This is a genomic window from Blattabacterium cuenoti (assembly GCF_014251595.1).
Lineage (GTDB): Bacteria > Bacteroidota > Bacteroidia > Flavobacteriales > Blattabacteriaceae > Blattabacterium > Blattabacterium cuenoti_Q.
Genome location: NZ_CP059192.1, coordinates 376,098 through 396,880 on the forward strand (window position 1 = coordinate 376,098; position 20,783 = coordinate 396,880).

Genomic DNA, 20,783 nt, shown 5'->3' on the forward strand with positions numbered 1-20,783 from the left:
TTAAATTCTAACTGTATAAGGGACAAACATAGTATAATCTCCTCCATTTTTTATAATATCTCTCACAATATAAGAACTAATATGAGATTTATCATAAGAAGAAAAAAGATAAACTGTTTCAATAATATGTTTTTTACATAATTCTTTATTAATCCAAAATATATTTTTTTCAAACTCAAAATCCAATTGATTTCGAATTCCTCTTAATAAAAATCTAGCTTTTTTTTTTATACAAAAAGAAATCGTTAATTCATTGAATGAATCAATTTCTATTTTTTGTGATAAACTTGAAAAAGTTTTTTGTATCCATTTTTTTCTTTTTTTAATAGAAAACATATTTTTTTTATCAAAATTTTTTCCAATAGCTATAATAATTTTATCAAATAAATTCAAAGCCCTAATAATAATATCATAATGCCCTAAAGTAATAGGATCAAAAGATCCAGGAAATACTGCAATTTTTTTATTCATTTTTTATATTTATATTTTCTGTAAAAAACATAATTTATTTTTAATTACAAACTTATTAAGTAAAATAAATTAAACAATGTACAAACCATGCTCTGATTGTTTAAATAAATGTGCAAAGAAAGAAAATGTTTATAAAAAATGTTACAAACTTCATGCATTAGATTGGTTATCCAATATTCAATCTCCTTTCGAATATCAAAAATATGATTTTGTAGAAATACAATTCAAAAACAATAGAAAAGAATTTTTTATAAATCCAGAAAAAATATTCCTTAATCAAGGAGATATTGTAACTGTAGAAACAAAATCTGGTATAGGATACGATATAGGTATTGTTTATTTAACTGGAGAATTGGTAAAGTTACAAATAAGAAATCAAACTATTGATTCTAAAACTTTAAAAAAAATATACAGAAAATCAACATACAAAGAAATAAATATTTGGAAATCTTTTAGAAAAAAAGAATTGACTACTATTTTAATAGCTAAAAAAATTATAAAAAATTTTCATATTTCTATGAAAATTTGTGATGTTGAATATCAAGGAGATGGAGAAAAAGCTATTTTTTATTACACAGCTGAAAATAGAATTGATTTTAGAAAACTGATTAAAGAATTTGCTTTTCATTTTCATACACGTATAGAAATGCGTCAAATAGGATATAGACAAGAAGCAGCAAAAATTGGTGGAATTGGTTCTTGTGGTCGTGAACTTTGTTGTTCCACTTGGCTAAAAAATTTTAAAAGTGTAACAACAAATTCAGCAAGATATCAACAACTATCCATAAATATTCAAAAATTAACCGGACAATGTAGTAAATTAAAATGTTGTCTTAATTATGAGTTAGATGCTTATTTAGATGCTATTAAAGATTTTCCGAATTACGATAGTAAAATTTATACAGAAAAAGGAATTGCTCAATGTATGAAAATTGATGTTTTTAAACGAGAAATGTGGTTTTCTTATATCAAGAATCCCAATACTTGGTTCAGAATCAAAGTAAAAAAAATTAAAGAAATTTTAGAAAAAAATAAAATAACACCTCCTTTGGAGGAACTATCAGCTATTCATACTATTCAGAAAACAGAATTAACATTTAAAGATTTATCTATATAACAAAAATATTTTCATATTTCGTGTATAAAACAAATACAAAAATAAATTATTACTTTCGTAGACTTATTTTTTATTTTTGGTTTTTGTTTATTGTAGGAATAAGTAGTATTATTATTATTTTTTATGCCGCTTTCAAAGGTTATTTAGGGACTTTACCCAGCACAAAGGATATAGAAAATCCTGCTATGAAGGTAGGATCAGAGGTATATGATTCTAATGGAATATTACTAGGTAGATTTTTTTCAGAAAATAGGACTTTAATTACCTACAAACAACTTCCAAAAGATCTTGTCAATGCACTTCTAGCGAAAGAAGATATTCGTTTTAAATATCATTCTGGAATTGATGCTAAATCTTTTCTTAGAGCAATTCTTTCTTTAGGAAAAAAGGGTGGAGGAAGTACCATATCACAACAGTTAGCAAAACTTCTTTTTACAGGACCATCTGCAAAAAATAAAATACAAAGAATACACCAAAAACTTTTAGAATGGGTGATGGCTATTGAGTTAGAAAAACGTTATACAAAAGAAGAAATTATTACCATGTATTATAACAAATTTGATTTTTTATATAATGCAAAAGGAATAGAAACAGCGGCTCATACTTATTTTAATAAAAAGGTATCTGAACTCAATTTAGGAGAATGCGCAATATTAGTCGGAATGTTAGAAAATCCTTCTTTATACAATCCCAAAAATTATCCTAATAGAACAAAAAAACAAAGAAATTTAGTTTTATATCAAATGAAAAAATACAATTTTTTGAATATAAATAGATATACAAAAGAGTTAGAAAAGCCTATGATAATCAATTTTAAAATACAAAAAAAAGATTTTGAACTACTTACTTATTATAGTGAATTTTTAAAAAAAGAAATTCAAGACGCTTTAGATGAGCATGAAGAAAAAACTGGACAAAAACTAAATCTTTATTCTAGTGGATTAAAAATATATACATCTATTGATGCTAAAATGCAAGATTATGCAGAAAAAGCCGTAAAAAGACATCTCAGTCAACTACAAATTGAGTTTAATCGCTTTCAAAAAACAAATAAAAATGCTCCCTTTTTAAACATTTCTTCAGAAAAAACAAAACGAATTTTGATATCCGCAATGCATAGAACAACTCTTTACCAAGATTTGAAACAAAAAGGATTTACAGAAAAAAAAATTCTGGAAGAATTTAAGAAACCACAATTAATTAAATTGTTTACTTGGAATGGATCCAAAAAAGTATTGATGTCTCCATGGGATTTTATTCGTTATCAAAAAAGTATAATCCAAGCAGGAATGTTGTCTGTAGAAGCCTATACGGGTTTTATTAAAGCATGGGTAGGAGGAATAGATTTTAATTATTTTCAATATGATCATGTATCACAAACACAACGTCAAGTTGGTTCTATTTTTAAACCTATTTTATATGCTACAGCTATTAACGAATTACATTATAATCCTTGTACAAAAATTTCAAATGAAAAATTTCATTTAGGAAAATGGAGTCCTAGAAATTCTAATGGGAAATACGGAGGTTTTCTTACTTTAAAAGATGGTTTAGCTTTTTCTGTTAATACTATTTCGGCTCGTTTAATATCCGAAATTACTCCAGGTCCAGTAATTGATTTAGCAAAAAAAATGGGAATAGAATCCATAATTCATGAACATCCATCTATTGCATTGGGTTCCTCCGATTTAACTTTATATGAAATGACAGGAGCATTCAATACATTCACGAATTATGGAACTTACGTAAAACCCTCTATTTTGGTAAAAATAGAGGATGAAAATGGAAATTTAATTAAAGAACATGTAGATCTTAGTAGAAGACAAGTTTTTAGTGAAGAAGTAGGGTATATTATGTTAAAACTAATGCAAGGTGTTGTTCAATATGGGACAGCAAGAAGATTGCAATCATATAATTTTTCAGGAGATATAGCTGGAAAAACAGGGACAACTAATGAAAATTCAGATGGATGGTTTATAGGCATGATTCCTAATTTAACTACTGGGGTTTGGGTTGGATGGGAAGATAGATCTTCTCATTTTGAGAGTATTAAATTAGGACAAGGAGCAAATATGGCTTTACCTATATGGGCTTATTATATGAAAAGTTTGTATAAAGATATAAATTTAATTTATCATGATAAATTATCATTCCATAAACCTAAAAATTATCAATCTCATTGGGATAATTGTAATGAAACTCATTTTAAAGAAAAAAACATAATCAGTAAAGAAAAAAAAGAAGAAAACAAAAATTCTTTAAAAGAAATTCTAGATTTAGATAGAAATTTAAATTCAGAAAATAACAAAGATTATGATAAATAATATATGATTAAAAAAATTTTAATTTTGGATAAAAATCACCCTTTTATTATATATAAATTAAAAAAAGAAGGATTTATTTGTGATGAAAATTACAATGATGCAGAAGATCGAATTGATCTATCACGATATCATGGCATTATCTTAAGAAGTAGATTAAAAATAGATAAAAAATTTATTGAAAGGGCGAAAAAACTAAAATTTATAGCTCGTATTGGATCTGGAACAGAAAATATAGATATTGATTATGCTATCAAAAAAGGAATCATTTTAATTTCTTCTCCAAAAGGAAATAAAGATGCAGTGGCAGAACATGCTATAGGGATGCTTTTATGCCTGATGAATTGTATTGTTCGTTCACATCAACAGATAATTACAAAAGGAAAATGGAACAGAGAAATTAATAGAGGAATAGAAATTATGGGAAAGACAATAGGAATTATTGGATATGGAAATACAGGAAAGGCTTTTGCAAAAAAATTATCAGGTTTTAATGTTCAAACATTATGTTATGACATTCTACCTGATATTGGGGATATTTATGCTAAACAAGTAAATATAAATACAATTTTTAAAAAGTCAGATATAATAAGTTTACATGTTCCTTATACCCAAAAAACAAAAGGAATGATAAATTATAATTTTATAAAAAAATTTTGCAAACCTTTTTATTTAATAAATACTTCTCGTGGAGGATGTTTAATTATCAATCATTTAGCAGAAGCATTAAAAAATGGAAAAATATGTGGAGCATGTTTAGATGTATTAGAATATGAAAATTCTTCTTTTAATAAAATTTTTCATAATCATAAATTGTATAAAAGTTTCTTTTATCTTATTCATTCCAATAAAGTAATATTTACTCCACATATTGCAGGATGGACTAAGGAATCTAAATATAAAATGGATAAAGAAATAGTAGAAAAAATTATTTTTTTAAATCAAAAATTTAATTAAATATAAAATGATTTAATTATCAGTAATTAAATTCAGTATACATCTTTTAAGTATCTTCCTTCTTTTTTCATTTTTTTAATAAAAAGCTCTGAATTACATTTTCCTACTTTTTCTATAATGTCACAAATTGTTTTTTCTACATCCATACTCATAGGAATTTTATTTCCACAAACATAAACATAAGCTCCATTTTTTATCCAAGAAAAAAATTCTATTCTATTTTCCCATATTTTATTTTGAACATAAATTTTTTCTTTTTGATCTCTTGAAAATGATAAACTAACACGATTAAGAATTCCTTTTATTTTCCAATTTTGTATTTCTGTTTGGTATAAAAAATCTGTATAGAAATATTGACCCCCGAAAAACAACCAATTTTTACCTGTAGCTTTCATTACTTCTCTTTCATATAAAAATGAACGGAAAGGCGCGATTCCAGTTCCAGGTCCAATAAGAATTATATCTTTATCAGAATTAGGTAGTTTAAACATATGATTTTTATAAATGAAAAAAGATAATTCATCTCCTATTTTAAGTTGGGATAAAAAATATGAACAATGACCATATACCGTCTTTCCATTTGATTGAAAACGATGACGAGATACAGTAATATGAATTACATTTTTATGTACTATAGGAGATGAAGAAATAGAATATAATCTGGGCTTTATCGGTTCCATAATTTTTATTAAATCTTTTAAAGAATATTTTTTTTGCATAGGAAATTTGATTAAAAGATCAATAAGTTTCCACTTTTGATTGAAAGAAATATTCTTTTTTTCTGATAAGAAAGAATATTTCTTTAATAAACTTTCAGATAAAGATAAAATATTCAATTCCTTTTTTAAAATATTCAATATTTTATCTTTATATTCTTCACATACTATATTTTCCTTTATATGTTTTATAAGACGATTGACTTCATAAGAAGGATTTTCAGGAAAAATTCCAATAGAATCTCCAGGATGATATTGAATATCCTTATTCTCTTGAATAAAAATTTCAATATGATGAATTTCTTTATTAGATCCTCTTTCTTGATCATTTAAAATTATATTATTTAAAATTTTTCCATAGATTATTTTATGATTAATATGTTCTGTATTAATTTCACACTTTTTTTTTTTGAAAAAATTTATAATTTCATAATACCATTTATATGCTTGAATTTCATAATCAACATCGCATTTATGTAATGAAACAATTCTTTTAGATCCTATATCATATAGACGTTTATCTACATCTTCTCCTGCTTTACAAAAATAAGTATAAGATTTATCTCCTAATGCTAATACACTATATTTCATATTTTTTAAGGACAGATTTTTATTATGATGAATAAAATCAAAAAAAGATTTTGCCGAAGAAGGAGGCTCTCCTTCCCCATGTGTACTCATTATAATCAAAAAATAATCTTCTTTTTCTAAATCTTTTAAATGATATTGATCTAAACTCATTAATCTAATTTGAAATTCCTCCTTTTTCATTTTTTGATAAATATCAAAAGCTAAATTTTTGGCATTTCCTGTTTCCGTACCATAAACTAACGTTATTTTTTTTTTCTCTTTTTTCTCTTTTTTTAGGCATTTTTTTTCAGGAAATAAAAATCCATACATGTACCCATACATCCATATTATTTCTTCTTGAGAAGATTCTTGCATTAACTTAAAAAATATTTTTTTATTTGATTCAGATAACATTTTGATTTTTTTTATAAAACATTAACAATATTAAACAATTAGAATTATTTGAAATAACTTTTATTCAAAGCAAAAAAATATTTTAACCATAACCGTTAAAAAAGTTTACGTTTAAATAAATAGACATAAATAGTATCATTCCTTTTTTCCATCATCAAAAAAGATTATCAACTGATAAATATCTTTCGCCAGTATCATAATTAACTGTTAATATGGTTGATTTTTTTGAAAATTTAGATAATTGTTTTTCTATAGCAGAAAGTGAAGCACCAGTGGATATTCCCACAAGAATTCCTTCTATTTTAGCTGTTTTCCTAACATAATGATAAGCTTCTTCTTGAGATACTAAAAAAGATCCATCTAATATTTTTAAATTTAAAATAGATGGAATAAAACCGGCTCCTAATCCTTGTAAAAAATGAGGATTAGGATTTCCTCCAAATATAACTGGGGATTCTATAGGTTCTACAGAAAAAATTTTTATATTTGGAAACTTATTTTTTAATACTTCTCCTATTCCAGTAATATGACCTCCAGTTCCTACTCCTGTAATAAAATAATCTATTCCTTGAGTAAAAGCATTGATGATTTCCTTTGCCGTTGTATTTTTATGTATATTGGGATTTGAAATATTATCAAATTGTTTTGGCATCCAAGAATTCGGAATAGTTTCAATTAATTCTTCCGCTTTTTTAATAGCCCCTTTCATTCCATATTCTTTTGGAGTAAGAACAAATTTAGCTCCGAAAATAGAAAACAATTTTCTTCTTTCAAGACTCATAGATTCTGGCATAACTAGAATCAGACGGTATTTTTTAACAGAACAAACCATAGCTAATCCTATTCCTGTATTTCCAGAGGTTGGTTCTATAATAATATCTCCTTTATGAATAATACCTTTTTTCTCTGCATCCTCTATCATCGATAAGGCTATTCTATCTTTTATACTTCCTCCAGGATTATTTTTTTCTAATTTCATCCATACTTGATGATCAGGAAATAATCTTTTAAGACGTACATGAGGTGTATTTCCGATAGTTTTTAAAATACTATCAACTTTCATTTCTTTTTTTTTTTTTTTGTTTTGATTATATCTTATATCATATAATTAATGGGATCAGGGAAAGGACTATTATTTCTCATTCTAATTTCACTTTTCTGATATACTATAGAAAAAGGAGGAATACTTTTTGTAACCCAAACATTCCCTCCAAGTACACTATCATGACCGATCACAGTTTCTCCTCCTAGAACAGTAGCTCCAGCATATATTGTAACTCGATCTTCTATTGTTGGATGACGTTTTTTATTGGCTAATTTTTTATCTACATAAATAGCTCCTAAAGTTACTCCTTGATATATTTTAACTTTATTTCCTATTTCTGTACTAGAACCTATCACTATTCCTGTTCCATGATCAATAGCAAAAGCCTTTCCTATTTTTGCAGATGCATGAATATCTACTCCAGTTTTACTATGTGCATATTCGGTAATTAATCTTGGAATAATTGGAATTTTTTGAATCCATAATTGATGTGCTATCCTATATAATGCAGTGGCAAAAAAACCAGGATAAGAAAGAAATACTTCTTCTATAATTGTTGCGGCAGGATCTGATTTCAATATTTCATCAGCATCTATGATTAATGTTTGATAAATATTAGGAATTTTATGAAAAAAAATTTGAGTAAGAGTTTTAGACTCTTTATCATTTATATTTAATTCAATAAGAATATCATATAAATGTTGTTGTAATTTTTCGTAATCTTTTTTAAAAAAAACGAGATGAGTCAAAATATTTTGATTGGGAGTAAATAAAGTATGAAATAATTTTTTAACAAAATTTTCAGATTTTTTTTTATCAGGATAAATATTTCTATTTTTATTGTTTTCAAGTATTGTTCTTAAAAATCTAACATTTTCTAACATTTATTTTTGGATTAAATTGTTTTTATATCAACACAAACACATTTACTGTTACGGTGTAATTCATTTCTAAAATAAAAATCCATTTTATTTCATTTCTATATTTTCTTTTTTCTAAAGAAATTAAACTTTAACGTAATCGTAATATTACTATTTTACAAACAAAATTATCTTTTAAAATTTTGTTGATAAGTTCCAATTCTCGTAAAAAAATATTTAACTCTATTTTAGATTTAAAAAAAATTATTTGGTTATCAATATTAAACCCTGTTAAAACTACATTTTACTGTAAAAAAAAAGTTCAAAAAAAATACTTCAATTTATCTTTTCTTATACAGAAAATAGAAACATAAAATTTAATCTTTTTGAAAAACTCGATATACATTTTTTTGATAAAGTTTTCCATTTCATCTTTTCCATTCATGACCATAAAAATAAAACCCCTTCGAATTATTCAAAGGGATGAGAATTAATTATCCTGTAATTACGCAAATATAAGAATTTCTTTTTTTTAAAAAAACATGTTATATTATATCAAATTTTTCGAATTTTTTGTTCATGAAAAAAATTGCAGTTAATAATCCTATTGTAGAAATGGATGGAGATGAAATGGCCAGAGTTATATGGAAATACATAAAAAAATATTTTATTTTTCCTTATTTAGATATAAATATTATTTATTTTGATTTGGGAATAGAAAATAGAAATAAAACAGATGATCAAATTACTATAGATGCTGCTTATGCTATAAAAAAATATCATGTAGGAATTAAATGTGCAACAATTACACCAGATGAAGATAGAATGAAAGAATTTCATCTAAAAAAAATGTGGAAATCTCCAAACGGAACCATTAGAAATATTATTGATGGAACTGTTTTTAGAGAACCTATTATAATAAAAAATATTCCTCGCTTTATTCCAAATTGGATCAATCCTATATGTATAGCTAGACATGCTTATGCAGATCAATATCAAGCTACGGATTTTATTGTTAAAAATAAAGGTAAATTATATATTTCTTTTATTCCAGATAACAAAAAAAATAAATCAATAAAATTAAAAATTCATCATTTTATGGGCCCTGGAATAGCCATGGGGATGTATAATACAGATCAATCTATTTATGGATTTGCTCGTTCTTGTTTTAATTACTCTGTATATAAGAAATGGCCACTTTTTTTATCGACTAAAAACACTATATTAAATATATATGATGGAAGATTCAAAAATATTTTTCAAGAAGTATATGATAATGAATTTAAATCAAAATTTGAAAAACTACAGATCATTTATGAACATCGTCTAATTGACGATATGTTAGCAAAAGCTATTAAATCAAATGGAAAATTTATATGGGCTTGCAAAAATTACGATGGAGATGTGTTATCAGATTGTGTAGCTCAAGGATTTGGATCATTAGGAATGATGACTTCTGTTTTACTTACTCCAGATGGTAAAACTTTAGAATCTGAAGCAGCTCACGGAACTATTACAAGACATTATAGATTACACGAAAATGGAAAAGAAACATCCACAAATCCCATTGCTTCTATTTTTTCTTGGACTCGTGGTCTTAAACATCGTGCTTTTTTAGATAAAAATAGAGATTTAGAATCTTTTTCGGAAAAAATAGAACAAACATGTATAGATTTTATAGAATCTGGAAAAATGACTAAAGATTTATTTCAATTATCTCGCAAAAATAAAAATAACTATTTAAGTACTAAAACCTTTCTTCAAGAACTAAAAATGTTTTTTGATAGAAGAATTAATAAAAATATATAGTTTTATATTTATATTAATTTTTTTATAATTTCTTTTCTTCTAAATTTATCCAATAAATTATCTGTAAAATGAGAAATAAAAAAAATGTTTTTGGGTTTATAAAATTTTTTTTTACCAGAAAAAAGATAATTTGGAATATGGAATGAAAATGGTTTTCCTTCAATAACTAATATAATTTTTTCTCCTAAAATTTTATCTGGAATTGAGGATATAAAAAATCGTTTTTCATAAGGAATAAAACAACTAATTTTTTTCTCTATTAACTCTGGAATAATTTTAATCCCTCCACTATTAATAACATTATCATATCTACCTATCCAAATAAATGTTTTTTGAGATATCATATGAACGATATCATTTGTTTGTATAAATGAATATGGATAAGAAATGCCTAAACAATTTCTATGGTCTACACTCAGATGAACATCTTGAAATGATTTATAAAAAATAGATTTATTGGATCCATTAATTTTCTTTATGGCTATATGGCCTAAAGTTTCTGTCATTCCATAAGTGGCATAACAAATCGTTGAAACATTTTGTAATTTTTTTTTCAAAAAATTTGATATAGAACATCCTCCTATTAAAACAATTTTAATATTTCTTAATTTTTCTAAACTAAAAAAAACTTGTATAGGAACCATTGATGTAATATCAAAATATTTTTGAATATTTTTTAAAGGATTAGATGATGGAGGAACACAATATATTTTCCATTTAAAAATAATAGCACGAACTAAAAACATTTTAGCCGCTATAAAATCTGTAGATAAACATAATAAACCTCGAACTCCTTTTTGATTAAGTTTTAAGAATTCTACAGTTTTTATAGCTCTTTCATACATATGTTCTTTATGTAAAGAAATAATTTTAGGAACACCAGTCGAACCAGAAGTTAAAGATGATAACATAGGTTTATTATCATACCAATTTTCTAAAAAAGAAAAAATATCCTTTTTCCAATAACTCTTTTCTTTTTTTTTCTTTCTTAAAAAATAAGAAAAAGTTAATTTTTTTTTGTAAGAAAAATCAATCCACATTTTTTATTGATTTAATAAAATTTTTATTTTCCATTTTATAAATGAATTATACCAAATAGAACCATTGTAAATTCTTAAAGGAGAATTCCAATTATTTACATATAAAATTCCTGTATTCAATCCATGGACATTTTTATTATTATATTTTTTTTGCATTATAAAAATCCATTGAGCAATAGCGTTGATTCCAATATTACTTTCCAAAGAAGAACTAATACTCCATTTTATTTTTCTTTTTTTGGCTTCTAACATCCATTCTTCAGACCCATAAAATCCACCATTTATACAAGGCCTTAATATAAGATGTTGAGGTTGAATAATATTCAATAATTTTTTTTTTTCTATTAATTTATTAATATTTACTAATTCTTCATCTAATGCTATAGGTAATTTTGATTTTTTACATATTTTTGACATATCTTTCCAATTTCCAGATAATATAGGTTGTTCTATAAAATCAACTATATCCAAATCATAAAATTTATCTAAATAATATAAAGCTTTACGGCTATTTTCAAAACAACCATTTGCATCTACACGTATTTTTATAAATGGATATTTTCTTTTTATTTCTTTTAAAATAAGATACTGGTCATTAAAAAAATTTTTGTTTATTTTTATTTTTATAAATGAAAAACCTTTCATAATTTGATTTTCCATTTCGTTTATTGCATATTTTTTATTCTTAAAAGAATTCAACCACATTAAACTATTTACAGGGATTCCTTTTATTCCATAAATAAATTCAGAATCATATAATATTGGAAATTGATTTTTAAAGCTTAAAAAAGCTTGTTCTAATCCAAATAAAATAGATGAATATGAAATATATTTATAATAATAATATATTTCTATTTTTTTCAAAAAAACAATTTTCTGAGAAAGATTTTTTAATTCTATTTCAAATCTTTTTAAGTTTTTAAAAGCATATTGGTCCAATATTGGATTACATTCTCCTATTCCTATTTTATTATTTTGTGTTATTACAATAAACCATATAATATTTTTTTTAAATATTCTGTTAGAATTAAATATTGTTTTTTTGAAAAAAAACGTTTTTTTTTTCAAAAAACAATTAAGATGGATTTGATTTTTATTCATTAAATATGAATGGTTTTTTCCTGTTCTAATAAAATTAATTCTTTTCCTTTTTCATAAAATTTTTTTTTTGCTTCTTCTCGATCAATGCGAATATCTTCAAAAGTATCATAATGAACTCCTAATATTTTTTCAGATTTTAAGAAATCTGAAGCCATAATCGCTTCTTCGATATCCATAGTATATTTTCCTCCTATCGGTAAAATAGAAAGTTTTAATTTTCCAAAAATAGGAATAAGATTCATTTCATACATGACGGATGTGTCTCCTGATATATATAAATTCCCTTCATCTGTATGAAAAAGAAAACCGCCTGGATTTCCTCCATAAGTTCCATCATTAAAAACACTAGAATGAGCAGCCCAAGTATATTTTAATTTTCCAAAAGGAAAAGAGATAAAAGATCCATAATTGATTCCATATGTTTTTATCCCTTTCTTTCCAAAAAAATTAGATATTTCGTAATTAGAAATCACTAAAACATTATGAAATTTATGCGAAAATAATTCCACATCACATACATGATCATAATGTGCATGAGTTAATAAAATATAATCTATTTTTTTAAAAAATTTTAAAAAATTTTTTTTTCTATTTCTAAAAATAGGATTTTCAGAAAAAAAAGGATCTATTAATATAGATTTACCGTGTATTTCTAACATGCATGTACTATGAGAAAAAAAAGTAATTTTCATAATTTTATTATAATTTATAATCCGATGCTAAATACATATAAAAAAGTAAGTATTACCAATTTTTTCAACTCTAAATTGAATAATTTTTTTTCTTTTATTAAAATTATTTTTCTAATATGAAATATTAGAAGAATAGAAATAAAAATGAAAAATAACCATTGATAAGTATTTTTTTGATTTAAAAATATAAAATATCCACCAAAAAATATTGAAAATAATATAATAAATACATGATATAATTTAGCGTATTTTATCCCTAACCATACAGCCATTGTGTATTTTCCACTTTCGTAATCATTTTCTAAATCTCTCATATTATTCACATTCAAAACTCCTACATTTAAAAATCCTATAGATAAAGAAAGAAAAAACATATCCATACACAAAGTATGTGTATATAAAAAAGAACTTCCTCCTACTGAAAAAAAACCAAAACAAATCATAACAAATAAATCGCCCATTCCTACCTTATGTCCATAAGGATAATCACCAATAGAATACTTTATAGAGCTATATATACATATAAAAATTCCTATAAAATATAGGAAAAAAATAAAAATGTTTTTAATGCTATTATAAAGCAATGTAACTCCTGATAAAAAAGATAATATGGATAATATAAAGATTGCTTTTTTCATTTCTGATAAAGAAATCAAACCACGCTGTATTGTTCTTTTAGGCCCTATTCGTTTGATATTATCGACTCCTGTAATACTATCTCCATAATCATTTGAAAAATTAGCCAATATTTGTAATAATAAAGCAGTAATAATACATAAAATATATGATGTAGTTATACATTCATTTGTTCTGGATTTAGATATAAGATAACTTAAAGTTATTCCAGAAAAAGATAAGGGTAAAGTATGAATACGTGCTGCATAAATCCAATGTTTTAATTTCATAAAAATTTAGGAAATTTTTTAAAATTTGGAGATCTTTTTTCTAAAAACGCTTTTTTTCCTTCTTGAGACTCTTCCATCAAATAAAACATTAAAGTAGCATCTCCTGTTAATTGCATTAATCCATGTTGTCCATCCAATTCTGCATTTAAACTACGTTTTATCATTCTTAAAGACATGGGGCTTCTTTTTTGTATAATCTTGCACCATTCTATGGTTTTTTTTTCTAACTCATTTCTTTTTACAACTTTGTTAATCAACCCCATATCTAAAGCTTCTTTAGCGGTATATTTTTTACATAAAAACCACATTTCTCGTGTTTTTTTTTGTCCAATATGACGAGCTAAATATGAACATCCGAAACCTCCATCAAAAGAACCTACTTTTGGACCTACTTGACTAAAAATAGCATTATCTGAAGCTATAGTTAAATCACAAACAACATGTAAAACATGTCCTCCTCCTATGGCATAACCATTAACCATGGCTATAACTGGTTTAGGAATTTCTCTTATTTTTTTATAAAAATCCAAAATATTCAATCTTGGAATTCCATTCTTATCTAAATATCCACCCATTCCTCTTGTAGTTTGATCTCCTCCAGAACAAAAAGATTTTTCACCAGAACCTGTTATAATTAATACATCTATATCTTTTCTGTTATTACATATATTTATAGCGTCTATCATTTCATTGACCGTTTCTACACGGAATGCATTATGACACCATGGCCTGTTAATTTCTATTTTTGAAATTCCTTCTCCAAAAGAAAATAAAATATCTTCATATTTTTTAACTGGAATCCAGTCTATAGTATAATTCATAATAAAAAAATTAAAAATTGATGTTTATTTTTACAAAATAACAAAAAAAAGAGATTTTATTATGTTATGTATCGTAATATGTTATCTATATCTATAGGAGTTTTGATAAGTATAGTGGAAATACTTTATGCTATTAAATTTTTGAAAAAATGGTTTATAGAAATAGAACTTATTCCATTAAGAAAATTCAAATATATTTTGATTAAAGCTCCCACTGAATTTTTTATAGTCCTGATTTTTTTTTATGCTTTTAGTGCTTTATTAGGAGGAATCATAACAGCTTTTATTGCGAAAAATGCAAAAAAAGCTTATTCTATATTGACAGGTTTTATTCTATTTTTCATAGCATTATTTCATATATTCTTTTATCCATTTCCACTATGGTTTAAAATAATAATATTACCCCTTTTTTTTCCTTTTTCATATATAGGAGGAAATTTTATAGAATTTTTACAAAGAAAAAAATGGATCAATTAATAAATAAATAAATCCAAATATATATCCAATCAAGGCTATCCAGCTAATTTTTTTTAAGTACCAAAAAAAATCTATTTTTTCCATACTCATAGTTGCTACTCCTGCAGCAGATCCTATCAGTAAAATACTTCCTCCAGTTCCAGAAACATAAGCTATAAAGTGCCATAGATCATGATTAATAGGATAAGAAAACATAGCTATAGTAGCAGCTACTAAAGGTACGTTATCTATGATGGAAGAAATCAACCCCAATAAAAAAGTAGTTATTTTCCACGTGTAAACTGTTTCATGAATCCAATGAGATAGATGATCTAATTTTCCTATAGCTTCCAAAGCAGAAACAGAAAGTAAAATACTCAAGAAAAATAAAATACTAGAGATATCTATTTTTTTGAAAATATCATCAAAAATAGATTTTGATTTATATTTTTTTGATGCTATAAAAAGCATAATCCCTAAAGAAAACATCATCCCCATATATGGAGGAATTCCTATTATAGTTTTAAAAATAGGAACAAGTAATATGAGAAATAAACCTATTTTTAACATAAAAAAACCTCTTTTTAGTGAATCTTTTGAAAGATTCCCATTTTTATTTATTTGAATATATCCATTGAAAATAGGGATGTAAGAAGCTATTAAAGTAGAAATAACCATACATAATACGGATGGTATAAATATTTTTTTTATTAGATAAATTGTAGTTACTTTATTAGAAATCCACAACATAGTTGTGGTTATGTCTCCAATTGGAGACCAAACACCTCCTGCATTAGCAGATATAATAACTAATCCTAAATAATATAAACGATCCTTATAACTGATAACTATTTTTCTCAAAAGAGAAATTATAACCATAGTGGCTGTAATATTATCTATGATAGCAGATAATAAAAAAGAAGCTATACTTATAATCCATAAAAATTCACGTTTTGTTTTTTTTGTAGAAAAAAGCTCTTTTAAAGCCTCAAATCCAGAATATTTTTCGATAATGGATATAATAGACATAGATCCCACAATAAAAAAAATAATTTCAGATGCTTTTCCTAAGTGAAGTAATAGTAAGTATTTAGGATTTTTTCTCAGTATCAATTGTTGATCTAGTTCATACTCATAAACGGGAATGTTAAGAAATAAAATTAAAGACCAACAAATAGTAGCCATCAAAATAGATGAAATGACTTTGTTCACAGAAAAAAAATCCTCAAGAGTAATTAATAAATATCCCAAGATAAAAATTAAAATTACCATTGATTTTTATATTACTCCTATTTTAGATTGAAGATTTAATTCCATTTTGAATAAATGGAATATTTTCCGAGTTCATTTTCAATACGTAATAATTGATTATATTTTGATATTCTTTCAGAACGACATAAAGAACCTATTTTAATTTGTTCAATATTAAACGCAACGGAAAGATCTGCTATAAAAGTATCTTCAGTATCTCCCGAACGATGAGAAATAATATTTTTATACTTATTTTTTTTAGCTATATGAATTGTTTCAATTGTTTCTGTTAGGGTTCCAACTTGATTAACTTTAATTAAAATAGAATTTGCTATTTTTTTATTTATTCCTTCATTTAATTTTTTTACTTGTGTAACAAAAAGGTCATCTCCGACCAGTTGTATTTGATCTCCTATTTCATCACTTAATAATTTCCATCCTTCCCAATCATTTTGATCCATTCCATCTTCAATAGATATTATTGGATATTTTTTAACTAAATAAGATAAATAAGAAACATGTTCTTCTCTCGATTTTATCAAATTTTTTTCGTTTTTTTTTGATTTTTCAAATATAGAATAATCATATCTATCATTTTCATAAAATTCGGAAGCAGCACAATCTATGGCGATTCCTACTTGATCATAAGGTTCATAATTAGCCATATATATAGCTTCCAATATATGATCCAAAACATCTTCAACTCCGTTAAGATTCGGAGAAAAACCCCCTTCATCGCCTACATTAGTGGAAAAACCTTTTTCATTTAAAATATTTTTTAGTTGATAAAATATTTTATGTCCTATTTGAATAGCTTCTATAAAAGTATTTGCTTTTATAGGAACTATCATAAATTCTTGAAAAACTATAGAAGGGATATTTGAATGTTTCCCTCCATTAATTATATTTATTAAAGGAATAGGAAGAAAACAAGCGTATATTCCTCCTATATATTTGTAAAGAGGAATATTTAATTCATTAGATGCTGCTTTTGCTGTTGCTAAAGATATAGCTAAAATTGCGTTAGCTCCTAATCTTTTTTTATTTATCGTTCCATCTAGTTCCAACATTAATTTATCAATACAAATTTGATCTAGTACAGATTTTCCAATTAATTCAGGAGCAATAATATCATTAATATTTTGAACAGCTTTTAGAACTCCTTTTCCCAAAAAAATATTTTCTTTTTGATCACGTAATTCAAAAGCTTCATTTTTTCCTTTTGATGCTCCAGATGGAACAGAAGCACGTCCTAGTATATCGTTTTCTGTTATAATATCTACCTCTACAGTAGGATTTCCTCTTGAATCTAATATTTGTCTAGATTGAATATTCTTAATTTTACTCATTATTCATTATTTTATTTTTTTTCTTACTACGTCTGACAGATTTGAGTCTTTTTTTAGAAGTATAGATTTCATTAAAATCTACTAATTCTATAAACGAAAGAGGAGCTTGATCTCCAAAACGAAATCCAGTTTTTATGATTCTAGTATATCCACCAGGACGATTTCGAACTTTTTCAAAAATATTTTGAAATAATTCTGATACCGCAGTTTTATCTCTTAAATAAGAAAAAATGTTTCTTTTAGAATGAGTAGTATTAATTTTGGATTTTGTAATAATAGGTTCTATATACTTTCTTAAAGCTTTAGCTTTAGCTAAAGTAGTAAAAATTCTTTTTTTCTTTATAAGAGAGGAAGCCATATTGGAAAGAAGAGATTTTCTATGTCCACATTTTCTTCCTAAATGATTATTTTTATTTCTATGCTTCATTATAATGATTCAATCTATAACTACTATAATTATGATTCCTTCAATTGATATTCTCCTACATTCATACCAAAATATAATCCTTGTTTTTTCATCTGACTTTCTAACTCATCTAAAGACTTTTTTCCAAAATTTCTCATTTTTAACATATTATTTCTACTACAACTTACCAAATCTGCTATAGTAGTTATAGAAGCTGATTTTAAACAATTTTTTGTACGAACAGATAAATCCATATGATTTAATTTAGATTTTAATAATGTTCGCATACGTATAAACTCTTCATTATATTTTTGATCCTTATTAATTTTATCTTGTTTTTTTTCCCCTATTTTTTCGTAAGAAAAAATAGAAAAATACTGAATCAATATTTTTGACGCTTCCATCAAAGCTAATTTTGGACAAATGGATCCATCTGTTTTAATTTCTAATGAAAGATTTTCAAAATCAGTTTTTTGTCCAACACGACAATTTTCTATTGTATATTTTACATTTTTAATAGGAGTAAAAATAGAATCTATTGGGATGATATCAATTGATTCTTCTTTATTTTTTTTATTTTCTTCTGCAGGAACATAACCTCTTCCTTCTTCAATTGTAAAACTTATATCCAAAGGATATAATTCATCTTTATGACAAATTACTAAATCATCATTTAAAATTTTAAATCCAGAAATAAATTTATTTAAAATTTTTCCTGTTACTTGTTTTTCATGATTGATATAAACATTAACCGTTTCTTTATAAGTTTTTGATATTTTTTGTTTAAAACGAATTTTTTTAAAATTTAAAATAATTTCAGTCACATCCTCAATTACTCCTTCTATAGTAGAAAATTCATATTTAACTCCTTTTATTTTAATAGAAGTCACTGCAAATCCTTTTAAAGAACCCAATAACACTCTTCTTAACGCATTTCCCAAAGTAATCCCATATCCAGGTTCTAAAGGTTTCAAATTAAAAACCCCTTTATTATCTGAAAAGTCAGATATTGTAATTCTATCAGGTTTCACAAGATCTAAAATAGTCATATAATTGATTTACTATTATTTTATTTTTATTTTGAATAAAATTCAACAATTAATTGTTCTTTAATATTTTCAGGAATTTGCATTCTTTTTGGCATTGTTCTAAATACTCCAAACATATTTTGTTCATCCAAAATCAACCATTCTACTAATGGACCTGTTTTTTTTTGCATAGAATCTAATATAAGAGGATGTTTTTTAGATCTTTCTTTTATTCCTATTTGATCTCCAGGTTTTAATCTAAAAGAAGGAATGTTAACTACCTGATTATTCACAATAATATGTCTATGCGAAACAATCTGACGTGCAGAAGATCGAGATGGAGCAAATTTTAACCTAAAAACTATATTGTCTAAACGACTTTCACATGCTTGTAACAATAATTCTCCCGTTATTCCTTTTTTTCTTGCCGCTTCAAAAAATAAACTTTCAAATTGTCGTTCTAATATTCCATAAGTATATCTCGCTTTCTGTTTTTCTATTAATTGAATAAAATATTCTGAACGTTTTCCTCTTCGTCGATTGCTTCCATGTTGACCTGATGGATATTTTCTTCTATGAAAATACTTATCTTCTCCATAAATACATTCTCCAAATCTTCTAGATATTTTGGTTTTAGGTCCTATATATTTTGCCATAATTTATTTTAATTTATTAAACTCTTCTCCTTTTAGGAGGACGACAACCATTATGTGGCAATGGAGTGATATCTTTAATTACTGTAACAACAATACCAGAATTACTTAAAGCTCGTATAGCCGCATCTCTTCCAGATCCAGGACCTTTTACTTTTACTTCTACTTTTTTTATTCCAGCATTTAATCCTTCTTTTGCTACATTTTCTGCTACCATTTGAGCAGCATATGGAGTATTCTTTTTAGATCCTTTGAAATTCATTTTACCAGCAGAAGACCACGCAACAACATCTCCTTTTTTATTTGTTAAAGTTATAATAATATTATTAAAAGTAGCTTGTATATGTGCTTCTCCAATAGAATCTACTACAACTAATTTTTTTTTATTTCCCGTTCCAGATGATGATTTACCCATATTTATTTTGTGACTTTCTTCTTATTTGCTACAGTTTTCTTTTTTCCTTTTCTAGTTCTACAATTATTTTTAGTTTTTTGACCTCTCAATGGCAAACCTTTTCTATGTCTAGTTCCTACATAACAACCTATATCCATTAATCGTTTAATATTAAGTTGTATTTCAGATCTCAATTCTCCTTCAATTTTTATATAATCAGATATATATTTTCTAATTTTACTAATATCATCATCAGACCAATGATCTACTTTCTTATTTTCATCTATTCCAACAGAACAAAGTATTTTTTTTGATAAACTCTTCCCTATTCCATACAAATAGGTAAGACCAATTATTCCTCTTTTAGATTTTGGAAGATCTATTCCTGAAATTCTTACAGACATAAA

General features: G+C 25.1%; 21 protein-coding genes. 5 read left to right on the forward strand and 16 right to left on the reverse strand.

What is annotated here, in order from left to right:
• On the reverse strand, positions 1–471 hold the full coding sequence (gene coaD / locus H0H66_RS01770; protein ID WP_185857736.1) for a pantetheine-phosphate adenylyltransferase: 471 nt from the start codon (positions 469–471) through the stop codon (positions 1–3).
• A gap of 76 nt (positions 472–547) precedes the next feature.
• Here coaD and H0H66_RS01775 point away from each other — a divergent pair, with 76 nt between their 5' ends.
• The 3 genes from H0H66_RS01775 to H0H66_RS01785 are packed head-to-tail and all read left to right on the forward strand — an operon-like array spanning position 548 to position 4,866.
• Complete coding sequence (locus tag H0H66_RS01775) at positions 548–1,588, forward strand: PSP1 domain-containing protein (RefSeq protein ID WP_185857737.1); 1,041 nt, start codon at positions 548–550, stop codon at positions 1,586–1,588.
• A 20-nt stretch (positions 1,589–1,608) separates the two neighbouring features.
• Positions 1,609–3,912: a transglycosylase domain-containing protein gene (locus tag H0H66_RS01780; protein ID WP_185857738.1), complete on the forward strand. Its 2,304-nt coding sequence runs from the start codon at positions 1,609–1,611 to the stop codon at positions 3,910–3,912.
• Positions 3,913–3,915: 3 nt separating this feature from the next.
• Positions 3,916–4,866 carry an NAD(P)-dependent oxidoreductase gene (locus tag H0H66_RS01785; RefSeq protein ID WP_185857739.1) on the forward strand — a complete coding sequence of 317 codons (951 nt, stop codon included), beginning with the start codon at positions 3,916–3,918 and terminating at the stop codon, positions 4,864–4,866.
• A gap of 32 nt (positions 4,867–4,898) precedes the next feature.
• Here H0H66_RS01785 and H0H66_RS01790 read toward each other — a convergent pair whose 3' ends face one another.
• From H0H66_RS01790 to H0H66_RS01800, 3 genes are all read right to left on the reverse strand, one after another.
• Positions 4,899–6,566, reverse strand: coding sequence for a diflavin oxidoreductase (locus H0H66_RS01790; protein WP_185857740.1), 1,668 nt, complete (start codon positions 6,564–6,566; stop codon positions 4,899–4,901).
• Between the two features lie 154 nt (positions 6,567–6,720).
• Complete coding sequence (cysK, locus tag H0H66_RS01795; RefSeq protein ID WP_185857741.1) at positions 6,721–7,629, reverse strand: cysteine synthase A; 909 nt, start codon at positions 7,627–7,629, stop codon at positions 6,721–6,723.
• Positions 7,630–7,661: 32 nt separating this feature from the next.
• The gene (locus tag H0H66_RS01800; RefSeq protein ID WP_185857742.1) at positions 7,662–8,495 is read right to left on the reverse strand and encodes a serine O-acetyltransferase; all 834 of its coding nucleotides are present in this window, start codon (positions 8,493–8,495) and stop codon (positions 7,662–7,664) included.
• 555 nt (positions 8,496–9,050) lie between these two features.
• Between H0H66_RS01800 and H0H66_RS01805 the strand changes: the two genes are divergently transcribed.
• Complete coding sequence (locus H0H66_RS01805; protein WP_185857743.1) at positions 9,051–10,280, forward strand: NADP-dependent isocitrate dehydrogenase; 1,230 nt, start codon at positions 9,051–9,053, stop codon at positions 10,278–10,280.
• Positions 10,281–10,288: 8 nt separating this feature from the next.
• Here H0H66_RS01805 and H0H66_RS01810 read toward each other — a convergent pair whose 3' ends face one another.
• From H0H66_RS01810 to menB, 5 genes are read right to left on the reverse strand one after another with little or no spacing between them, the layout of a single operon-like run.
• Positions 10,289–11,320 (reverse strand): AMP-binding protein, encoded by a 1,032-nt coding sequence (locus tag H0H66_RS01810; protein WP_185857744.1) that lies wholly within the window; start codon positions 11,318–11,320, stop codon positions 10,289–10,291.
• A 3-nt stretch (positions 11,321–11,323) separates the two neighbouring features.
• Positions 11,324–12,421, reverse strand: a complete 1,098-nt coding sequence (locus tag H0H66_RS01815) for an enolase C-terminal domain-like protein (protein ID WP_185857745.1) — start codon at positions 12,419–12,421, stop codon at positions 11,324–11,326.
• Positions 12,421–13,113, reverse strand: a complete 693-nt coding sequence (locus tag H0H66_RS01820) for a metal-dependent hydrolase (RefSeq protein WP_185857746.1) — start codon at positions 13,111–13,113, stop codon at positions 12,421–12,423. The genes H0H66_RS01815 and H0H66_RS01820 overlap by 1 nt, the downstream gene beginning before the upstream one ends.
• Before the next feature lie 14 nt (positions 13,114–13,127).
• A complete protein-coding gene (gene menA, locus H0H66_RS01825) occupies positions 13,128–14,018 on the reverse strand; it encodes a 1,4-dihydroxy-2-naphthoate octaprenyltransferase (RefSeq protein ID WP_185857747.1) in 891 nt (296 codons plus the stop codon).
• Positions 14,015–14,839: a 1,4-dihydroxy-2-naphthoyl-CoA synthase gene (gene menB, locus H0H66_RS01830; protein WP_185857748.1), complete on the reverse strand. Its 825-nt coding sequence runs from the start codon at positions 14,837–14,839 to the stop codon at positions 14,015–14,017. Before menB ends, menA begins: the two co-directional genes overlap by 4 nt.
• 78 nt (positions 14,840–14,917) lie before the next feature.
• On the opposite strand from menB, the gene H0H66_RS01835 reads away from it, so the two are divergent.
• The gene (locus H0H66_RS01835) at positions 14,918–15,316 is read left to right on the forward strand and encodes a hypothetical protein (protein WP_238785042.1); all 399 of its coding nucleotides are present in this window, start codon (positions 14,918–14,920) and stop codon (positions 15,314–15,316) included.
• Here the strand turns inward: H0H66_RS01835 and H0H66_RS01840 are convergent.
• The 7 genes from H0H66_RS01840 to rpsM are packed head-to-tail and all read right to left on the reverse strand — an operon-like array spanning position 15,290 to position 20,780.
• Positions 15,290–16,567 (reverse strand): SLC13 family permease, encoded by a 1,278-nt coding sequence (locus tag H0H66_RS01840; RefSeq protein WP_185857750.1) that lies wholly within the window; start codon positions 16,565–16,567, stop codon positions 15,290–15,292. The two genes, H0H66_RS01835 and H0H66_RS01840, sit on opposite strands and share 27 nt — an antisense overlap.
• Before the next feature lie 35 nt (positions 16,568–16,602).
• The gene (gene eno / locus H0H66_RS01845) at positions 16,603–17,895 is read right to left on the reverse strand and encodes a phosphopyruvate hydratase (protein WP_185857751.1); all 1,293 of its coding nucleotides are present in this window, start codon (positions 17,893–17,895) and stop codon (positions 16,603–16,605) included.
• Positions 17,888–18,322, reverse strand: a complete 435-nt coding sequence (gene rplQ, locus H0H66_RS01850; RefSeq protein ID WP_185857752.1) for a 50S ribosomal protein L17 — start codon at positions 18,320–18,322, stop codon at positions 17,888–17,890. Before rplQ ends, eno begins: the two co-directional genes overlap by 8 nt.
• A 29-nt stretch (positions 18,323–18,351) precedes the next feature.
• On the reverse strand, positions 18,352–19,350 hold the full coding sequence (locus H0H66_RS01855) for a DNA-directed RNA polymerase subunit alpha (protein WP_185857753.1): 999 nt from the start codon (positions 19,348–19,350) through the stop codon (positions 18,352–18,354).
• Positions 19,351–19,376: 26 nt separating this feature from the next.
• Positions 19,377–19,985, reverse strand: a complete 609-nt coding sequence (gene rpsD, locus H0H66_RS01860) for a 30S ribosomal protein S4 (RefSeq protein ID WP_185857754.1) — start codon at positions 19,983–19,985, stop codon at positions 19,377–19,379.
• A gap of 16 nt (positions 19,986–20,001) precedes the next feature.
• Entirely contained in the window at positions 20,002–20,397 is a 396-nt protein-coding gene (gene rpsK, locus H0H66_RS01865; RefSeq protein WP_185857755.1) for a 30S ribosomal protein S11, read from the reverse strand.
• A 2-nt stretch (positions 20,398–20,399) separates the two neighbouring features.
• Entirely contained in the window at positions 20,400–20,780 is a 381-nt protein-coding gene (gene rpsM / locus H0H66_RS01870) for a 30S ribosomal protein S13 (protein ID WP_185857756.1), read from the reverse strand.
• Positions 20,781–20,783 lie beyond the last annotated feature (3 nt).

Coding starts and splice junctions, on each gene's coding strand:
- coaD (WP_185857736.1), bottom strand. CDS start 471: ATGAATAAAAAAATTGCAGTATTTCCTGGATCTTTTGATCCTATTACT.
- H0H66_RS01775 (WP_185857737.1), top strand. CDS start 548: ATGTACAAACCATGCTCTGATTGTTTAAATAAATGTGCAAAGAAAGAA.
- H0H66_RS01785 (WP_185857739.1), top strand. CDS start 3,916: ATGATTAAAAAAATTTTAATTTTGGATAAAAATCACCCTTTTATTATA.
- H0H66_RS01790 (WP_185857740.1), bottom strand. CDS start 6,566: ATGTTATCTGAATCAAATAAAAAAATATTTTTTAAGTTAATGCAAGAA.
- cysK (WP_185857741.1), bottom strand. CDS start 7,629: ATGAAAGTTGATAGTATTTTAAAAACTATCGGAAATACACCTCATGTA.
- H0H66_RS01800 (WP_185857742.1), bottom strand. CDS start 8,495: ATGTTAGAAAATGTTAGATTTTTAAGAACAATACTTGAAAACAATAAA.
- H0H66_RS01805 (WP_185857743.1), top strand. CDS start 9,051: ATGAAAAAAATTGCAGTTAATAATCCTATTGTAGAAATGGATGGAGAT.
- H0H66_RS01810 (WP_185857744.1), bottom strand. CDS start 11,320: ATGTGGATTGATTTTTCTTACAAAAAAAAATTAACTTTTTCTTATTTT.
- H0H66_RS01815 (WP_185857745.1), bottom strand. CDS start 12,421: ATGAATAAAAATCAAATCCATCTTAATTGTTTTTTGAAAAAAAAAACG.
- H0H66_RS01820 (WP_185857746.1), bottom strand. CDS start 13,113: ATGAAAATTACTTTTTTTTCTCATAGTACATGCATGTTAGAAATACAC.
- menA (WP_185857747.1), bottom strand. CDS start 14,018: ATGAAATTAAAACATTGGATTTATGCAGCACGTATTCATACTTTACCC.
- menB (WP_185857748.1), bottom strand. CDS start 14,839: ATGAATTATACTATAGACTGGATTCCAGTTAAAAAATATGAAGATATT.
- H0H66_RS01835 (WP_238785042.1), top strand. CDS start 14,918: ATGTTATCTATATCTATAGGAGTTTTGATAAGTATAGTGGAAATACTT.
- H0H66_RS01840 (WP_185857750.1), bottom strand. CDS start 16,567: ATGGTAATTTTAATTTTTATCTTGGGATATTTATTAATTACTCTTGAG.
- eno (WP_185857751.1), bottom strand. CDS start 17,895: ATGAGTAAAATTAAGAATATTCAATCTAGACAAATATTAGATTCAAGA.
- rplQ (WP_185857752.1), bottom strand. CDS start 18,322: ATGAAGCATAGAAATAAAAATAATCATTTAGGAAGAAAATGTGGACAT.
- H0H66_RS01855 (WP_185857753.1), bottom strand. CDS start 19,350: ATGACTATTTTAGATCTTGTGAAACCTGATAGAATTACAATATCTGAC.
- rpsD (WP_185857754.1), bottom strand. CDS start 19,985: ATGGCAAAATATATAGGACCTAAAACCAAAATATCTAGAAGATTTGGA.
- rpsK (WP_185857755.1), bottom strand. CDS start 20,397: ATGGGTAAATCATCATCTGGAACGGGAAATAAAAAAAAATTAGTTGTA.
- rpsM (WP_185857756.1), bottom strand. CDS start 20,780: ATGTCTGTAAGAATTTCAGGAATAGATCTTCCAAAATCTAAAAGAGGA.